This is a genomic window from Paraniabella hibiscisoli (genome assembly GCF_022512515.1).
GTDB lineage: Bacteria > Bacteroidota > Bacteroidia > Chitinophagales > Chitinophagaceae > Niabella > Niabella hibiscisoli.
Map to the genome: position 1 here is coordinate 3660813 of NZ_JAKWBK010000001.1, position 16593 is coordinate 3677405.

At 39.8% G+C, this 16593-nt stretch carries 17 protein-coding genes and 2 pseudogenes; 10 read left to right on the forward strand and 9 right to left on the reverse strand.

Going from position 1 to position 16593, the window contains the following annotated elements; all coding sequences use genetic code 11:
- The first annotated feature begins 184 nt into the window (after nt 1-184).
- The 10 genes and pseudogenes from MKP07_RS43870 (at nt 185) to MKP07_RS22830 (ending at nt 8453) form a co-directional block, all read left to right on the forward strand.
- Nucleotides 185-621 (forward strand): annotated as a pseudogene (locus tag MKP07_RS43870) (GH3 family domain-containing protein).
- The gene (locus tag MKP07_RS22790) at nt 618-989 is read left to right on the forward strand and encodes a hypothetical protein (protein WP_240849357.1); all 372 of its coding nucleotides are present in this window, start codon (nt 618-620) and stop codon (nt 987-989) included. The pseudogene MKP07_RS43870 and the gene MKP07_RS22790 overlap by 4 nt, the downstream one beginning before the upstream one ends.
- Complete coding sequence (locus MKP07_RS22795) at nt 986-1561, forward strand: GH3 domain-containing protein (RefSeq protein ID WP_240849359.1); 576 nt, start codon at nt 986-988, stop codon at nt 1559-1561. Before MKP07_RS22790 ends, MKP07_RS22795 begins: the two co-directional genes overlap by 4 nt.
- 174 nt (nt 1562-1735) lie before the next feature.
- On the forward strand, nt 1736-2890 hold the full coding sequence (locus MKP07_RS22800; RefSeq protein WP_240849361.1) for a 1-deoxy-D-xylulose-5-phosphate reductoisomerase: 1155 nt from the start codon (nt 1736-1738) through the stop codon (nt 2888-2890).
- A 99-nt stretch (nt 2891-2989) separates the two neighbouring features.
- On the forward strand, nt 2990-3811 hold the full coding sequence (locus MKP07_RS22805) for an alpha/beta hydrolase (RefSeq protein WP_240849362.1): 822 nt from the start codon (nt 2990-2992) through the stop codon (nt 3809-3811).
- A gap of 163 nt (nt 3812-3974) precedes the next feature.
- On the forward strand, nt 3975-4772 hold the full coding sequence (gene mazG / locus MKP07_RS22810; protein WP_240849363.1) for a nucleoside triphosphate pyrophosphohydrolase: 798 nt from the start codon (nt 3975-3977) through the stop codon (nt 4770-4772).
- Nucleotides 4765-5340, forward strand: coding sequence for a hypothetical protein (locus tag MKP07_RS22815; protein ID WP_240849364.1), 576 nt, complete (start codon nt 4765-4767; stop codon nt 5338-5340). The genes mazG and MKP07_RS22815 overlap by 8 nt, the downstream gene beginning before the upstream one ends.
- 175 nt (nt 5341-5515) lie before the next feature.
- Nucleotides 5516-6991, forward strand: coding sequence for a hypothetical protein (locus MKP07_RS22820; protein WP_240849366.1), 1476 nt, complete (start codon nt 5516-5518; stop codon nt 6989-6991).
- Nucleotides 6982-7908, forward strand: a complete 927-nt coding sequence (locus tag MKP07_RS22825) for a HAMP domain-containing protein (RefSeq protein WP_240849367.1) — start codon at nt 6982-6984, stop codon at nt 7906-7908. Before MKP07_RS22820 ends, MKP07_RS22825 begins: the two co-directional genes overlap by 10 nt.
- Before the next feature lie 5 nt (nt 7909-7913).
- Nucleotides 7914-8453, forward strand: a complete 540-nt coding sequence (locus tag MKP07_RS22830) for a sensor histidine kinase (RefSeq protein WP_240849369.1) — start codon at nt 7914-7916, stop codon at nt 8451-8453.
- Nucleotides 8454-8578: 125 nt separating this feature from the next.
- Here the strand turns inward: MKP07_RS22830 and MKP07_RS22835 are convergent, their stop codons facing one another.
- From MKP07_RS22835 to sufB, 9 genes and pseudogenes are all read right to left on the reverse strand, one after another.
- Complete coding sequence (locus tag MKP07_RS22835) at nt 8579-8797, reverse strand: hypothetical protein (protein ID WP_240849370.1); 219 nt, start codon at nt 8795-8797, stop codon at nt 8579-8581.
- A 137-nt stretch (nt 8798-8934) separates the two neighbouring features.
- Nucleotides 8935-9402 (reverse strand): Rrf2 family transcriptional regulator, encoded by a 468-nt coding sequence (locus MKP07_RS22840; RefSeq protein ID WP_240849372.1) that lies wholly within the window; start codon nt 9400-9402, stop codon nt 8935-8937.
- A gap of 9 nt (nt 9403-9411) precedes the next feature.
- Nucleotides 9412-9723: an iron-sulfur cluster assembly protein gene (locus MKP07_RS22845; RefSeq protein ID WP_240849374.1), complete on the reverse strand. Its 312-nt coding sequence runs from the start codon at nt 9721-9723 to the stop codon at nt 9412-9414.
- Nucleotides 9724-9769: 46 nt separating this feature from the next.
- Nucleotides 9770-10207, reverse strand: a complete 438-nt coding sequence (locus MKP07_RS22850; protein WP_240849376.1) for a SufE family protein — start codon at nt 10205-10207, stop codon at nt 9770-9772.
- A gap of 525 nt (nt 10208-10732) precedes the next feature.
- Nucleotides 10733-11979 (reverse strand): annotated as a pseudogene (locus tag MKP07_RS42865) (SufS family cysteine desulfurase).
- 78 nt (nt 11980-12057) lie between these two features.
- Nucleotides 12058-13362 (reverse strand): Fe-S cluster assembly protein SufD, encoded by a 1305-nt coding sequence (gene sufD, locus MKP07_RS22860; RefSeq protein WP_240849378.1) that lies wholly within the window; start codon nt 13360-13362, stop codon nt 12058-12060.
- A gap of 27 nt (nt 13363-13389) precedes the next feature.
- The gene (locus MKP07_RS22865) at nt 13390-13968 is read right to left on the reverse strand and encodes a Uma2 family endonuclease (protein WP_240849379.1); all 579 of its coding nucleotides are present in this window, start codon (nt 13966-13968) and stop codon (nt 13390-13392) included.
- A 10-nt stretch (nt 13969-13978) separates the two neighbouring features.
- Nucleotides 13979-14728 (reverse strand): Fe-S cluster assembly ATPase SufC, encoded by a 750-nt coding sequence (sufC, locus tag MKP07_RS22870; RefSeq protein ID WP_240849381.1) that lies wholly within the window; start codon nt 14726-14728, stop codon nt 13979-13981.
- Nucleotides 14729-14789: 61 nt separating this feature from the next.
- Nucleotides 14790-16274, reverse strand: a complete 1485-nt coding sequence (gene sufB / locus MKP07_RS22875; RefSeq protein WP_240849383.1) for a Fe-S cluster assembly protein SufB — start codon at nt 16272-16274, stop codon at nt 14790-14792.
- Nucleotides 16275-16593 lie beyond the last annotated feature (319 nt).

The window sequence follows — 16593 nt, forward strand, 5'->3', positions numbered from 1 at the left end:
TCCGAATAATCAATAAGAAAATCAAACTTTGTGCAAATCATTTTTTGCAACTTGGATTCTCCTGTTATTTTTGCTTACATTTGATTGCCTGATATTCCCATTAAAGTTTCGTAAATTAATGAAAATCAAATCTTTTTTAGCAAAGCCGTTTGCATCTATCGTTCACAAAAACATAAAGAAGGGAATGCTGACGGCCGTTGCTGATCAACAGGCTATATTAAAAAACCTTATTAAGGTTGGCAAATCTACACAATTTGGAAGAGATCATAAGCTGGAGCAGGTTTCGGGTTATGAAGAATTTCAGCAGGCGATCCCGGTGAGAGACTATGAAGCTTTAACTTCTTACATCAATATGATCAAAGAGGGAAGCATAATGTTTTGTGGAAGGGTGTACCTGTTTATTTTGCCAAAACATCGGGCACCACCAGTGGTACCAAATACATCCCCATTACCAAAGATTCGATTGGGAATCATATTAATTCGGCGCGTAACGCGTTGCTGTGCTATATGGCAGAAACCGGGAATCACCAGTTTGCTGATGGGAAGATGATTTTTTTGAGCGGATCGCCGGAGTTGGAAAGAGTGGGGGAGTCCCTACCGGAAGACTTAGTGGTATCGTGAATCACCACGTACCCAGGTATTTGCGTAAAAACCAGCTACCTGATTATGAAACCAATTGTATTGAGGATTGGGAAACCAAGCTGAATAAAGTGGTGGATGAAACCCTGGGAAAAAATATGACGCTGATCAGTGGTATACCGCCATGGGTGCAAATGTATTTTGATGAGATCATTAAACGTACAGGCAAGCCGGTGGGAGAAGTATTTCCAGATTTTTCGGTGATGGTATATGGTGGTGTAAATTTTGAACCATATAAAACAAAGCTGTTGCAAAGCATTGGCCGTAAAATAGATGGTATCGAAACATTTCCTGCTTCAGAAGGTTTTTTTGCTTTCAGGATACACAAACAGAACCCGGCTTATTATTGAATACCAATAGCGGTATTTTCTTTGAGTTTATACCGGAAGATGAAATTTCTAAAGAGAATCCTAAGCGTATTTCATTGAAGGATGTGAAGACGGGAGTTAATTATGCGCTGATCATCAATAGTAACGCAGGATTATGGGGTTATAATATTGGCGATATGGTAAAGTTTGTTTCAACAGACCCCTATCGTTTGATCGTAACAGGCCGTACCAAACATTTTATTTCAGCGTTCGGCGAGCATGTAATTGGAGAGGAGGTAGAGCATAGTTTAATGAAAGCGGCGCGTGAAGAAAATATTCATATAACAGAGTTTACAGTAGCTCCTTATGTTAACGAGGGCGAAGGTAAAAGCTATCACGAATGGTTTATTGAGTTTGATACTTTTCCTGAAAATATGCAGGCGTTTTCCGAAAAAGTGGATATTAATTTGCGTGAGAAGAATGTTTATTATGACGATCTTATTACGGGAAATATTCTGCAAACATTAAAAATTACCCCCGTAAGAAAAAACGGGTTTATCGATTACATGAAGTCTATCGGGAAATTGGGGGGCAGAATAAAGTGCCGCGTTTAAGTAACGATAGAAATATAGCCAACAGTCTTTCGCCCTGGACTGAAAATAATTAGTACAGGTTTTATTAGGTCTGTTGAAAAGCAATAAGCAACTTTGTGTTGCTTTTTTGTAGCGTTTACAGGTATCATCTATACAATTGTAACAAAATATCATCTCAATTACGCAGGGAAGTTTATGATAAAAAGAATAGGAATTTTTGGTTCAACCGGCTCTATTGGCAAGCAGGCGCTGGAGGTTATTAAACATAACCCCGACAAGTTTTCTGTGGAAATTCTGACGGCGAACAGCAATTATGAAGAATTGATTGAGCAGGCGATTGTGCATGATCCTAATATTGTAGTGATTGGAGACGATACTTATTATGAAAAAGTAAAACAAGCTTTATCCGGCACCGATGTAAAAGTTTTTGCAGGTGAAAAGGCGCTGGAAGAAGTAGCAGCAATGGATTGTTATGATATGATGCTGGCTGCGATAGTGGGCTTTGCCGGGTTGAAGCCAACGCTAAAAGCTATTCAAAGTAAAAAAGCCATAGCACTGGCCAATAAGGAAACCCTGGTGGTGGCGGGTGATATTGTAATGGATCTGGCAGTGCAGAACCAGGTGCCTGTGATACCGGTTGACTCGGAGCATTCGGCGATCTTTCAATGCCTGGTTGGTGAAACCCGTAATAAAATCGAGAAGATTTACCTGACAGCTTCGGGTGGGCCGTTCCTGGGCCGCAAGACCAATTTTTTAGTAAACGTCAAAAGGGAGCATGCTTTGCAGCACCCCAACTGGCAAATGGGAGCTAAAATATCGGTTGATTCTGCTACTTTAATGAATAAGGGGCTTGAGATGATAGAGGCCAAATGGCTTTTTAATTTACAGCCCGACCAGATAGAAGTATTGGTACATCCTCAAAGTGCTATCCACAGTATGGTGCAGTTTGAAGACGGTAGCCTAAAAGCACAGCTCGGTGTGGCTGATATGCGTTTGCCTATACAGTACGCGCTGGCCTTCCCGCATCGTATACCTAATGAATATCCCCGGTTTAGCTTCAGGAAATTCAATACATTTACTTTTGAAGAACCGGATCTTCGCACTTTCAGAAACCTGGCTTTATCTATTGAAGCGCTGGAGAAAGGCGGTAATTTACCCTGTGTGATGAACGCTGCTAACGAAATAGCAGTTTATGCTTTCCTTAAAAATAAGATCGGCTTCCTGGAAATGACGGATATCATTGAAGCAGTAATGGGAAAAGTTCCATTTATTGAAAAACCTTCACTCGATGATTATCTTAACAGCGATGCCGAAGCGAGAACGCTTGCTGCAGATATTATGAGCCTTTAATACTGCGCCTTCCTAAAGAATGTTTAATGTGAGCTGTATCAATAAGATGCACTTTCATTTTGAGTCTAATGCCCTAAATTCGTGTTCAAACTTTTATTAATGATGAACTACAAATTAGGCACCTTATTGTTGGCATTCAGCCTCATCTGTAATATAGTAATTGCTTCGAAAGTGGATACTGTTGTAACCCGCAGCGCCGCAATGAAAAAGGATATTAAGGCCGTGGTTATCACACCTGATAATTATAGCAAGTCTAAGCAATACCCTGTTGTATATCTTTTGCACGGCTACAGCGGCAGTTACGCTAACTGGCCCAAAGCAGCGGCGGTACGGGAGTCTGCAGATGAATATGACCAGATCATAGTTTGTGCGGATGGCGGCTTTGGCAGCTGGTATTGGGATAGTCCTGTAGATCCTTCTTTTAAATATGAAACCTATGTTTCCCAAGAGCTGGTAACCTGGGTGGATGCTAACTATTCAACTATTAAAAATTCTAAAGGCAGGGCTATAGCAGGTTTAAGTATGGGAGGGCACGGCGCTTTATACCTGGCCATTAAGCATCCGGATGTTTTTGGCGCCACCGGTAGTATGAGCGGCGGAGTAGATATCAGGCCTTTTCCGAATAACTGGGATATGGCAAAGCGACTGGGGAAATATGCGGAAGCTGCTGATTTGTGGGAGAAAAATACAGTTATTAATATGCTGCATTTAATTGAGCCGAAAACTTTAAGCATTATTGTTGATTGCGGGACTGAAGATTTCTTTTACGAAGTTAACCAGCAATTACACCGGCAACTTTCATACAGGAATATACCGCATGATTATATAACGCGCCCCGGTGGACATACCTGGCCCTATTGGGAGAATGCGGTAAAGTATCAGCTGCTTTTCTTTCACGGCTTTTTTTCAAAGAAAGGTTGATTTCAGTAGTTTATTGATTTTGAATAGATTGATTTCACCACAATAGAAATTTCAGCACAGTATTTGATGGTCTTTGATGGATAGTACCCAAAATGTTTTAAACAGTGGTCGCTTATGAGGCCTTACATGTTAATTTTTACTTTCTATAAAATTCACAACAATAATGATTCAAAATGCATTTGAACGATTGGTGACCATTATGGATACCCTTCGCGAAAAGTGTCCCTGGGATAAAAAACAAACCATTCAGTCGTTGCGGCAAATGACACTGGAGGAAACCTACGAGTTAACAGACGCTATCCTTGACGAAGACTGGACGAATATAAAAGAGGAGTTAGGCGACTTGCTATTACATATTGTGTTTTATTCAAAGATTGCAGCCGAGCAACAGCAATTTACTATTGATGAGGTAGCAAATGCAATCAGCGACAAGCTCATTAAGCGACATCCGCATATATATCCGCCAGCAGAACACACGGAAGGGTTGCTGGAAGTGAAGAGTGAGGAAGATGTGAAGCGTAATTGGGAACGTATTAAATTAAAAGAAGGAAAAACCTCAGTTTTAAGTGGTGTGCCTGTGTTTTTACCAAGCATTATAAAAGCCATGCGTTTGCAGGAGAAGGCGAAGCAGGTAGGCTTTGAATGGGAGAAAAAGGAAGATGTGTGGGAAAAGGTAGAGGAAGAAATGGAGGAGCTGCAATCTGCCATAAACCAGCAGGAATCGCAATTGAGACAACAGGAAGAATTAGGCGATCTTTTATTTTCTGTGATAAACTATGCCCGGTTTTTGAATATTGATGCAGATGCCGCTTTGGAACAAACCAATAAAAAATTTATCAGCCGGTTCACTCAAATGGAAGCTATTGCTGCCGGCAAGGGACAAACGCTCAATAATCTCACACTAGACGAAATGGATACCATCTGGAACAGCGTAAAAAACGCAAAACTGGAGAATGAGTAAAATTTATCAAAATAAGAACTTTTGGAGCTACCTCATATTGATCGCTTCCCTGGTTTTATTTGCAGCCTCGTTTGTTTTTAAATCTCCGGTACTTAATGAGACTTCTTTAGAATACAAAGAAAGAGAATTACAAAGAGGTATTCATCTACAGGAAGGAGATGCTGCTAAAGTATTAACTGATACTTCTCTTATACGTAGGCTGAGTGAAAACAAGGAAACACAAGCCGATATTGACCTGCTATATAATAAACCTTATGGCCTTTATCTATACAAGGGAGTTGAAAGCAATCAGCCCTACCTGCATTTCTGGAATACCGCTACTATTATTATACCTGATAGTATTTTACATCAAATAAAAGATGAAAAGCTGCAAAAGCTGGCCAATGGCTACTACCTGATAAAAAAGTTTGCAGCAGTCAATACAAAGGATATAACTGTTTATTCAGCCATCCTCGTTCAGTCAACCTACTATTTAAATTCGACCGATTATGCAAAGGAAACATTTCCATTAAGCCCTGATCTTACTTCTATAGCGGTGTTAGCGAAACCCCAACGCCTCATGCAATAAAGTCCTTATCAGGCCATAGCTCCATTTACCTCGAAAAGAAACCCGCAGCTAAATCTGACCAGGATGGCCCATTGCTGGTTATTGTTAGGTTAGCGAGCTTTTTTTCGCCTTCCTGGCCCTCTACTTTCTCCTTTTTAAAAATGTAGTACGTCAATATAAGTTTGCAGACATACCCTTGTTCCTTTTTTGCTTGCTTGTTTTCAGGTTATTGCTGTATTTGTGCAGGGATCTTTTCAAGCTCAATAGCCTGGACCTTTTCGGTCCGCATCTCTACAATGCTAATTTTATCCTACCCAGTTTTGGAGATCTATTGCTTAACAGCGCGCTTTTTTGTTGGTTTGGCATTTTTATCTGGAACAGGATAAAGCCGGATGGTACCATACCTCCCGGAGAAAGCAGGGGAGGACATCGTATTCAATGGTTGCAGGGAATTCTTTATATAGCTTTGTTACTCTTGCTCACATTTGTTGTAGTAAATGTAATCAGGAGCATAATATCCAACTCTAAAGTTTCTTTTGATGTTACCAACTTCTTTGGATTATCTGTTTATACTGCAATTGGTTTTATCATTCTGGCTTTTCTTTCATTTGGTTTCCACTATTTTTCGCGTATACTATTTTACTACCTTTTTCCGGTTTTTAGAAGCCGTGTATATCTTATATATCTTCTTATTGCGGTAGGCGGACTTTCTTATATCGCGCTTGTTGCTTCAGAATCCAGCTCGTTATACCTGCTTTGTTTACTCTGGTTATTGGTGTACACTTTCCTGTTTAACAACGAGCGGTCTTTAAACAAACTTATTCGTTTTAATATTTCGGGAACCATAGTCTGGATCTTTATCTTTTCCGTAAGCATATCTTTCTTGATGTTATCAGAAATTGATAATGCTGAACTGAAACAACGCCGGGTTTACATTGAAAAGCTAAATGTAAAGAGCGATTCGGCTACCGAACGCCTGATCGTAATGGCGAATGTTTACCTCGATAACGATTTTTTTGAAGAGAACTATCACCGGTTTTATGACGAACAGCAAAATGAATATTTAAGAGATAGTATTCTGTCCAATAATTATTCGAGGTATATTAAGGATTATACACCGGGTCTTTACCTTTTTGATAGCTTAAATAAGCCGATGTTTAATACGGGAAATCTTTCTTATGAATCCCTTCAGAATATAATACAGCGACAATCAACTCCAACCAGCTCGCCCGATCTTTATATTTATGAACCATCCTACGAGAAGTTTGCGTACATAACCCAGCGGCGTGTTATGAACGATGAAGGTGGTTTGATTGGGACGGTATGGATCATATCTAAACCTAATAAATATTCACCGGATGCCATCCGGCCGGAGCTGTTCAGACAATCAAGAGATTCGTCTTTCTTTAATTCGCCAGTATATAATTATGCGGTATATTCTAAAAACTTACTAATTACTTCATCTAAAAAATATCCTTTCACGTCAACATTACTAAGGTCTCAAGTTCCTAAATCTACTTTTGAGTTAAGAGAGAACAACGGATACAGTGAATTATGGTATCGGGCCGGCTATGATAAGATCATTGTAATGACACGTAAAAACGAGCGCATCCTTGAAACGATTACTTTATTTTCCTATATTTTTGTGCCTTCCTGTTCCTGGTGGCGTTAATACAATTGGTTTCTAACCTGCTCAATTTTGCATTGAATAAAGGACGTTTGAAAAAGCAGATACGATTTTCTACGAGTATCCGAGGGCAAATACATAATACTTTTATATTAATAACACTGCTGTCTTTTTTAGTGATTGGTATTGCCACTATTTCATTTTTTACCAAACGTTTTGACGATTCTAACTCAGAGCACCTGGGGAGAACCATGAGCATTATGCTCAATGAAATGCAGTCGCATACTGAAATTGGTTCATTGGTGTATGAGCAGGCAGACTCCCTGAATTCCCAGAGGCTGGAAGAAATTATGAAACGTGTTGCAGATATACACGGTGTGGATGTGAATCTTTACAATTTCAGGGGAAACCTGCTGGCTACCAGTCACCCTGATCTTTATGATAACGGGGTTTTAAGTTCTAAAATAGACCCGCGGGCTTTTTACTATCTGCAGAAGCTACGCCATATTGAGCATACCCAAAAGGAGAAGATCCTGGACCGTAAGTATACCAATATGTATGCTCCTTTAAGAAATAAAGACGGGTCTTTTTATGCTTATTTAAGTATACCTTATTTTATTTCTGAACAGGTGCTTAATGAAGAAATATCGCGGTTTTTAATAACGTTGATCAACCTGAATGCGTTTATTTTCTTAATAACAGGATTGGTGGCCTTGCTCATTACCAATCGTATTACCCATTCTTTTGCACTTATAAAAGATAAGCTGATGCAGGTAAACCTGTCTAAGAATAACGAAATGATCATTTGGGAAAAAAATGATGAGATAGGTAGCCTGGTTACAGAGTATAACAAAATGGTGACCAAGCTACAGGTAAGTGCCGATGCTTTGGCCAAATCTGAGCGGCAGGAGGCCTGGCGGGAAATGGCGCGGCAGGTAGCACATGAAATAAAAATCCATTAACTCCTATGAAGCTGAGTTTGCAATACCTGCAGCGGGCTATTGACAATGATAGTCCTAATGTACAGCAGCTCACTTTTAATGTTTCCAAAACGCTGGTTGAACAAATTGATCACTTATCAAAGATCGCAGCAGACTTTTCACAGTTTGCCAATATTAACCAGGTTAAGACAGAGATATTTGATCTACATGAAGTCATTCAGCCATTGATTGTTATTTACAGTAAAAACCCGGAGGTAGATCTGTTATGGCAACCACTTTCGCAACCTATTAATGTATTTGCTGACAAAACGCATATGAACCGGGTATTTACTAACCTGTTTGGAAACGCCATAGAGGCTGCCCGGGAAGATGTGATCTGTAAAATGACAGTAAAAGAAAGGGTAGAGGGGAATAAGGTTTATGTAAGTGTGAGCGATAATGGTGTAGGTATAAAAGATGAAATGCTGGATAAAATATTCACGCCCAACTTTACAACCAAAACCTCTGGTACCGGTTTAGGTCTCGCTATGTGTAAGACTATTGTTGAGCAGGCAGGGGGGAGATAACTTTTGAAACCGATATTAATAAAGGCACCACCTTTCATATTGAACTTCCCCTGATAGATTAACGCACAAAAAAGCCGGTTGAAAAATCAACCGGCCTCTTTATAGCTAAATGGTAATTGCTTCAATTAGTGAGCAGCTTTAACTGAATCTACAGTTGCAGCAGCAGCTGAATCTACAGTAGCAGCAGCTGAATCGATTGTAGCTTTAGCTGAATCAGCGATAGCTTCAACCTGAGTGTTTAAAGAATCTGCAGTAGCTTCAGCAGCATCTTCAGTTTTAGTTTCAGCACTGTTACAAGCTGCGAAAGATACAGCGATCAAAGCAATTGCGAATAATTTTTTCATGATTGTCTTTTTTGTTGTTAAAATTATAATTTGAAGATTAATACCCAAAAGGCTAAGAGGTAACCCACAAAATGACAACTTTTTAAAATATTTTTTAATTGAAAATCAATAAATTGTGTATTTTATTTATAAATATGTTATTTTTTGTCTAAAAATTCGGGACTTAGCGCGTCAAAAATGGTTTTGGATGCTTCATTTTCGCTGACAAGATCAAATAAGGTGATACGTTCCAGCAAATTATTTACGGTCATTTGAATCATTTGCCATAACGAGCGTGAGGAGCAATCTACAGAACTGGTGCAGAAACGCATCACAGCCCCGTTTTCATCGGTAAATTCTTTATCGAGTGGAGTACCCAACGCTTCTAATACTTGTTTGATGACTATTTCCTCGGCTGGTTTAGCCAAAACGTACCCTCCTTTATTACCAGGTGTGCTACGTATAAGGTTAGACATGCGAAGAAGCCTGGTCAGTTTCGCAATGTAATGCTGACTTAGTTGTTCAGTTTCGCTTAATTGGGGTATGCTCATACCATCCTGGTCTTTGCAAGACCCTATGCGGATCAAAATCCTTAAGCCGTATTCTTCCTGTGCAGTAATTTTCATATAGAGTATTTACATAAAGCCGAGTTCGAGTTGCGCTATTTCACTCATCATTGATTTATTCCATGGTGGGTCCCAGGTTACCGTAACCAATACATCACTTACGCCTTCAACCGCCCGTACTTTTTCATCCACTTCCAATGGAAGCGATTGGGCAGCAGGGCATCCGGGTGCAGTTAGCGTCATCAAAACAAAAACATTTCCACCCTCATTTACCTCTATTTTATAGATGAGTCCCAGCTCTAAAATATTTACCGGCAATTCAGGGTCAAAGATGGTTTTAATAACCTCTACTACCTTTTCTTTTATTTCTTCTTCGTTCATTTTGTTCAAGGTTTAATGTTTAAGATTAGAAGTCCAATGCCGAATATTATGCATCAAACTTTAAACTTTTAAACGCTAAAGCATAGTTCTTCATTTGTCTTACCATTGCTAACAGGCCATTAGAACGGGTTTGTGCCAGGTGACTCGTCATGCCGATCTTATTAATAAAGTCCATATTGGCGTTTAAGATCTCATCAGGCGTATGGCCACTCAATACCCTGATCAACATACTGATCAGGCCTTTTACAATAATCGCGTCACTTTCTGCCTGGTAAAATACTTTACCATCCCGGTAATCAGCGGCCAGCCATACAGTAGATTGGCATCCTTTTACTTTATTTTCGTCTTTTTTATGCTCATCGGGTAATGGGGCAAGCTTTTTACCAAGATCAATGATATATTCATACTTACCATCCCAGCTATCGAACAGCGAAAACTCGTCTACGATTTCTGCCTCTGTTTGTTCTATTGAATTTTCTATCATTTTAACTACTTCTTGTTCAAAATATCTCTGACGGTTGTTCTGCTATAGCCAATGTTTAGCAGCACATTGTCAGATTTCCTTTCTATCGTATAAAAACCTTCAGGGCAACCCAGCTTTTCACAAAGCGACCGCTAAAACTGCCCGGTTGCCATGAACAGGCGGATTGTACAAAGGTTCGTAACAAGTTATTTTTGAACAGCTTGTTCTCTGTTCCTTCTACCATCAGATTACTCATCATGCCCTCCTGGTCAATAATAAACCTTACCACTGCGGTGTCACTGAGAAATTTATCAACCGGATAGGCATTCAGGTGAAAAAACTGATGTTCTGGCTTAAAAATGTCCCTAATCCCGATTGTCCTATAAAAGAAGGAGCTACTTCAGTTTTAGTGAATACCTGTTGAGTACTGTCTTTTTCATCTTTGTAACAGCGTGATTTGTCTAAATTATTTAACTGGGCCCAACCTTTGACAGGAATGACGGCTAAAATCAAGATGATAAATACTTTAAACATTCACCTGGATACTTATCTTAATACTTTCACGGCTCTGTTTAATCCTTCTATTAGTTTGTCTACCTCTTCTATCGTATTATACAAAGCAAAAGAAGCACGTATAGTACCTGGTATGCAAAACCGGTTCATTAGGGGTTCAGCGCAATGATGTCCTGTTCTTACTGCGATGCCTTTATTATCCAAAAGTATGCCTATATCTTGCGGGTGAACACCGCTGATAACAAAAGATAGGACGCTTACTTTATGATCGTTATCACCAATGATTTGCAGCCCTTCAATAGCACGTAGCTTTTCGGTTGCGTAGTTTAACAACAGGTCTTCGTGCTTACGGATATTGCTTTTACCGATCTTATTAATATAATCAATGGCCGGTTTTAAAGCAATGGCATCGGCAATATTGGGTGTGCCTGCTTCAAATTTATAAGGTAGTTCGTTGTAAGTGGTCTTTTCGAATGTTACTTCTTTAATCATTTCACCACCACCTGCAAATACCGGCATAGCGTTCAACAGGTCTTTTTGCCGTATAAAATACCCATACCTGTAGGGCCTAATAGCTTGTGCGAGGAGAAAGCGAAGAAGTCACAGTCAAGCTCCTGTACATCAATATCCAGGTGCATGGCGCTTTGTGCACCATCGATCAATACTACAGCGCCATGTTTATGTGCCAGGTTAATAATCTCTTTCACCGGGTTTACCGTTCCCATGGCATTGGATACATGGTTTACAGCTACCAGCCTGGTGCGATCATTCAACAGCGCTTTATACTCATCTATGAGTAATTCGCCGTTATCGTTAACTGGAATTACCTTTAGTTTCGCTTTATTCTGTTCGCATATAATTTGCCAGGGAACAATATTGGAATGATGCTCCATTCCAGATATAATCAATTCATCTCCTTGTTTCAGATTTTGCCTTGCCCAGGTGTACGCTACCAGGTTGATACTTTCTGTAGTGCCACGGGTGTAAATAATCTCCTCTCGTGAACTTGCATTAATGAAATTCTTAACGGTATCTCTGGTTGCCTCAAAATCTGCGGTTGCCTCTTCTGCTAATGAATGTATACCGCGGTGAACGTTGGCATTATTAAAGCTATAATAATGAACCAGCGCATCGATAACCGATTGCGGTTTTTGAGAAGTAGCGGCATTATCGAAGTATACCAAGGGGTGTCCCTTTACTTCCCGGCGAAGAATAGGGAAGTCTTTCCGGATAGCCGCTACATCGAAAGTATGTGTTGCATTTATAGTTGCTGTTTCCATAATGACCCGGGTTGTAATGTCATTAAAGTAACATTAAGAAATAATTAGATTTCTCAGCTTCGTTTAATGACAAAAAAGTTATAAATCCAGTTTCTTTACTACCAATTTCTCCACGAACGTTCTTACATTTTCGTGCCTGATCTTTTCTAATACATCTAATGCGAAGCCATGGAGCAGGAGAGCCGTAGCTGTTTTTTCTTCGATGCCGCGAGAGCGCATATAGAAAAGGGCATCTTCATCCAGGCTACCTACCGTACAACCATGTGAACATTTTACATCGTCTGCAAAAATTTCCAACTGAGGTTTGGTATTAACGCTGGCGTTGTCAGACAATAATATATTACGGTTACTTTGGTAAGCATTTGTTTTCTGCGCGATTTGGCGTACAAATATTTTACCGTTGAAAACTCCGGTTGAATTACCATTCAATACGCCTTTGTATAATTCATTGCTCAGGCAATGAGGCTGGCGATTATCTACCACTGTGTGGTTGTCGATATGCGTTTGCTGGTCTCCCAGGTATAATCCAAACATGTTAGCTTCGCAATGCTCTGCAGACATAACCATGTTGAGGTTATTACGAATAAGGCCTCCATTCAGAGAAACGGTAACAACGTTGGCCACACTTTTACCTACCTGGTGTACATGCGTAGTACTTACCACTTTAGAGTTTGCCTCATCATTCTGAATTTTATACAAATCCAGGATCGCATCTTTTTCTACCACTAATTCGATAACCTGGTTGGTAAAACTCTCGTCGGCACCAATAGTTAGAAATGTTTCTACGATCTGCACCTGTGCATTTTGGGCAACATGTACCAGACTTCTTGGCTGGGCAAAAATATTGCCGTTGCGGGCATCTGTAATATTATAAAGGTAAATAGGGTGACTGGCAGCTTTGCTTTTAAACACATGTACAAACACACCTTCCTGTATAAATGCTGTATTTAAAGCGTTGATGCCATCTTTGTGATAAGAGGCGCTATGTCCCAAATGCTCTTTTACAATAGCACCATATTGAGTATGAGAGGCCGCTGCCTGCAGTGACGTGATTTCTAATTCTTCAGATCTCGTATGCGATAGCTCGGGATGAAAATGCCCGTTGATAAAGACAATCAGGTTGGCTTCTTCGTGACCCGGCAATTGTAGCTTTTCCAGGTCTGCGGCTGTAAATGATTGCTCCTTCAGATCTGTCGTAAAGTGATAGTCTTTCCCAAAGAAATCATTAATACGTGTATATTTCCATTCCTCATGCTTTACCGTAGGAATGCCTGTTTGTTCAAATTCGGAGAACGCTTCATCTCTCATAGCCTTAATATGAGTATCTACAGGATTTGCCTGAAGCTGTTCAAAACGTTCTTTAAAATAAGTAATTGTATCCATTAATATTGTTTGCTAATATGAGATTTGTTATATAGTACGCAACGTTACATTGCTGTAGAGCTCTTTGAAAGAAAGAGAAAATCCAATTGACGATATTTTTAAACTGCCTTCTGCTCCTTCCGTAACTGCAATATTCCACAATTCATCCTCCTGTCTGCGGTATATTACTACCGATTGCAGTGTACTGTCTATTAATATGTACTCTTTAAGAGACGGAATGCGTTGGTAAAATAGGAACTTTTTACTCGTATCGTATTCACGGGTAGTTTCTGATAAAACCTCAAAAATAACCGTAGGGTTTTTTACAGTGTCACGCTGTTCGTCTGTTACTTCAGGTGAACCACAAATAATCGTAGCATCCGGGTAGGTGTATGTTGCCGCCGAGGGAATGCTAACTCTAAGGTCGCTGGGGAAAATATTACAGTCTTTTTCTTTTAAAAAAACGCCAACTTCTCTTATCAAATTCGATACAATAGTATTGTGAGCAATGCTTGCACCGGCCATAGCTACCACGTCACCATTAAAGTAATGGTGCTTGGTCGAGGATCTTCGCTCTTCCGCGAGATAAACCTCAGGACTAATGGGTTTTAATGCCGGGTAAGCCATGTTTTTATTTTTAAACCAGCGCGCTCTTAATAAAATCGTATCCTTTTTCTTCCAGCTCGTAAGCTAGTTCTTTAGTACCCGATTTTACGATCTGGCCATTATACAGTACATGTACGAAATCGGGAACGATATAATCTAATAAACGCTGATAGTGAGTAATTACCAGGATACCGTTTTCAGCAGTACGTAATTTGTTTACGCCGTTTGCAACAATCCTGATCGCATCAATATCCAGACCTGAATCTGTTTCATCCAGTATGGCTAATTTAGGCTCCAGCATGGCCATTTGGAAGATCTCATTACGTTTTTTCTCACCGCCGGAGAAACCTTCATTTAGAGAACGGCTCAGCATTACCTGGTCAATTTCTACCAAAGCCATTTTCTCTTTCATTTTTTTAAGGAAAGAAACAGCGTCCAATTCTTCTTCGCCACGATATTTGCGTACTTCGTTTACGGCCGTTTTCATGAAGTTGGTAGTACTCAAACCTGGAATTTCAACAGGATATTGAAAACTAAGGAATACACCTTCGCCCGCACGCTCTTCAGGAGCCAGTTCTAAAAGGTCTTTTCCCAGAAACTCTACCGATCCACCTAATACTTCATAGTCTGCTTTACCAGCTAATACAGAAGCCAGGGTGCTTTTACCCGAACCGTTAGGTCCCATAATAGCGTGTACTTCACCGGGGTTTATTTGTAAATTAATTCCTTTTAATATTTCTCTATCTTCAATACCTGCTCTCAGGTTGTTTATCTTCAGCATTTTATAACTTATTTGTAAATTTTTATTTTAGATTGATTGGTGGCGATATATTAAATTTATATTAACCTACACTTCCTTCCAGGCTGATTGCCAATAATTTCTGAGCTTCAACTGCAAATTCCATTGGTAATTGATTCATCACTTCTTTTGCAAAACCATTAATGATCAAAGCAACAGCTGTTTCAGTATCAATACCGCGCTGGTTACAATAGAAGATCTGGTCTTCACCAATTTTCGAAGTAGTAGCTTCATGCTCAACCATACCCGTGCTATTTTTTACCTCAATATATGGGAACGTATGTGCACCACACTTGTCACCCAGCAATAAAGAATCGCACTGGGAGAAGTTACGTGCATTAGATGCATTTTTACCTACTCTTACTAAACCTCTATAGCTGTTATTGCTGTAACCTGCTGATATACCTTTACTTACAATACGGCTTCTCGTATTTTTCCCGATATGCAACATTTTCGTTCCTGTATCAGCCTGTTGGCGATTATTAGTAACTGCCACGGAATAGAATTCACCGATAGAGTTATCACCCTGAAGAATTACACTTGGGTATTTCCAGGTAATAGAAGATCCTGTTTCTACCTGAGTCCAGCTTATTTTGGAGTTAACGCCTTTACAAATACCCCGTTTGGTAACAAAGTTGTAAATACCACCTTTTCCATCTTTATCGCCGGGATACCAGTTCTGAACAGTAGAATATTTTACTTCTGCATTATCTAAAGCAATAATTTCGACAACTGCTGCATGTAATTGATTTTCATCTCTCATTGGGGCTGTACATCCCTCCAGGTAACTTACATAAGCACCCTCTTCTGCTACAATTAGCGTACGCTCAAACTGACCTGTATTTTCAGCATTGATGCGGAAATAGGTAGAAAGCTCCATTGGACTGCGAACGCCTTTGGGAATAAAGCAAAATGAACCATCGCTAAATACTGCTGAATTCAAAGCAGAAAAGTAATTATCGGTAACGGGTACAACACTACCTAAATACTGTCGAACCAGTTCTGGGTGTTCCTGTATGGCCTCGCTCATAGAGCAGAAAATAATACCTAATTCACCCAGTTGTTCCTTGAAAGAAGTACCGATTGAGATGCTATCAATAACCGCGTCCACAGCGACACCAGTGAGGCGTTTTTGTTCTGCCAGGGAAATACCTAGTTTTTCAAAAGTTTTGATCAACTCCGGATCTACTTCGTCCAGGCTATTAGGCTTTACCTTTTGCTTGGGCGCAGAATAATAAATCACATCCTGGTAATTGATGGGTGGGAAAGTAACATTAGCCCAGTTAGGCTCCTTCATTTTAAGCCACTGAGCGTAGGCTTTCAACCGCCACTCCAACATCCATTCCGGTTCATTTTTCTTTGCTGAAATAAAACGTACAATATCTTCACTTAACCCTTTGGGGGCAGATTCTGATTCAATTTCTGTTACAAAACCATATTTATATTCGCTGTTTACATGGCTTTCTATCGGATCAAACTCAACCTCTGTGGTTTCGGGTTTTATTAATTGGTCTGTATCTGTGTTCATCCGGCAAAGGTAGGTTATTTGTACTAAAAAGTATAAATGAGGCGGGTAGCAATTGTATAAATTTTATTAATAGGGCTATTGAGAGCATTGATAAACAGAATCCAGCCCTTGCCTGGGGTTAGAGATCGGTTAGATCTGAGGGACGCAGGTGGTTGAATCAGGCAAAGTAAATTCTCATTTTGGTGAAATAATCCGTTTTGTTAAGAAGCTGCCAACGCTGTGTTTGCGTATTTACAGAACCATCATTGTTGGGGAGCTGGAACTTCTTTGGATGAGCTATATTTAATATAATGTAAAAAATTAATATCAATACGGGGAC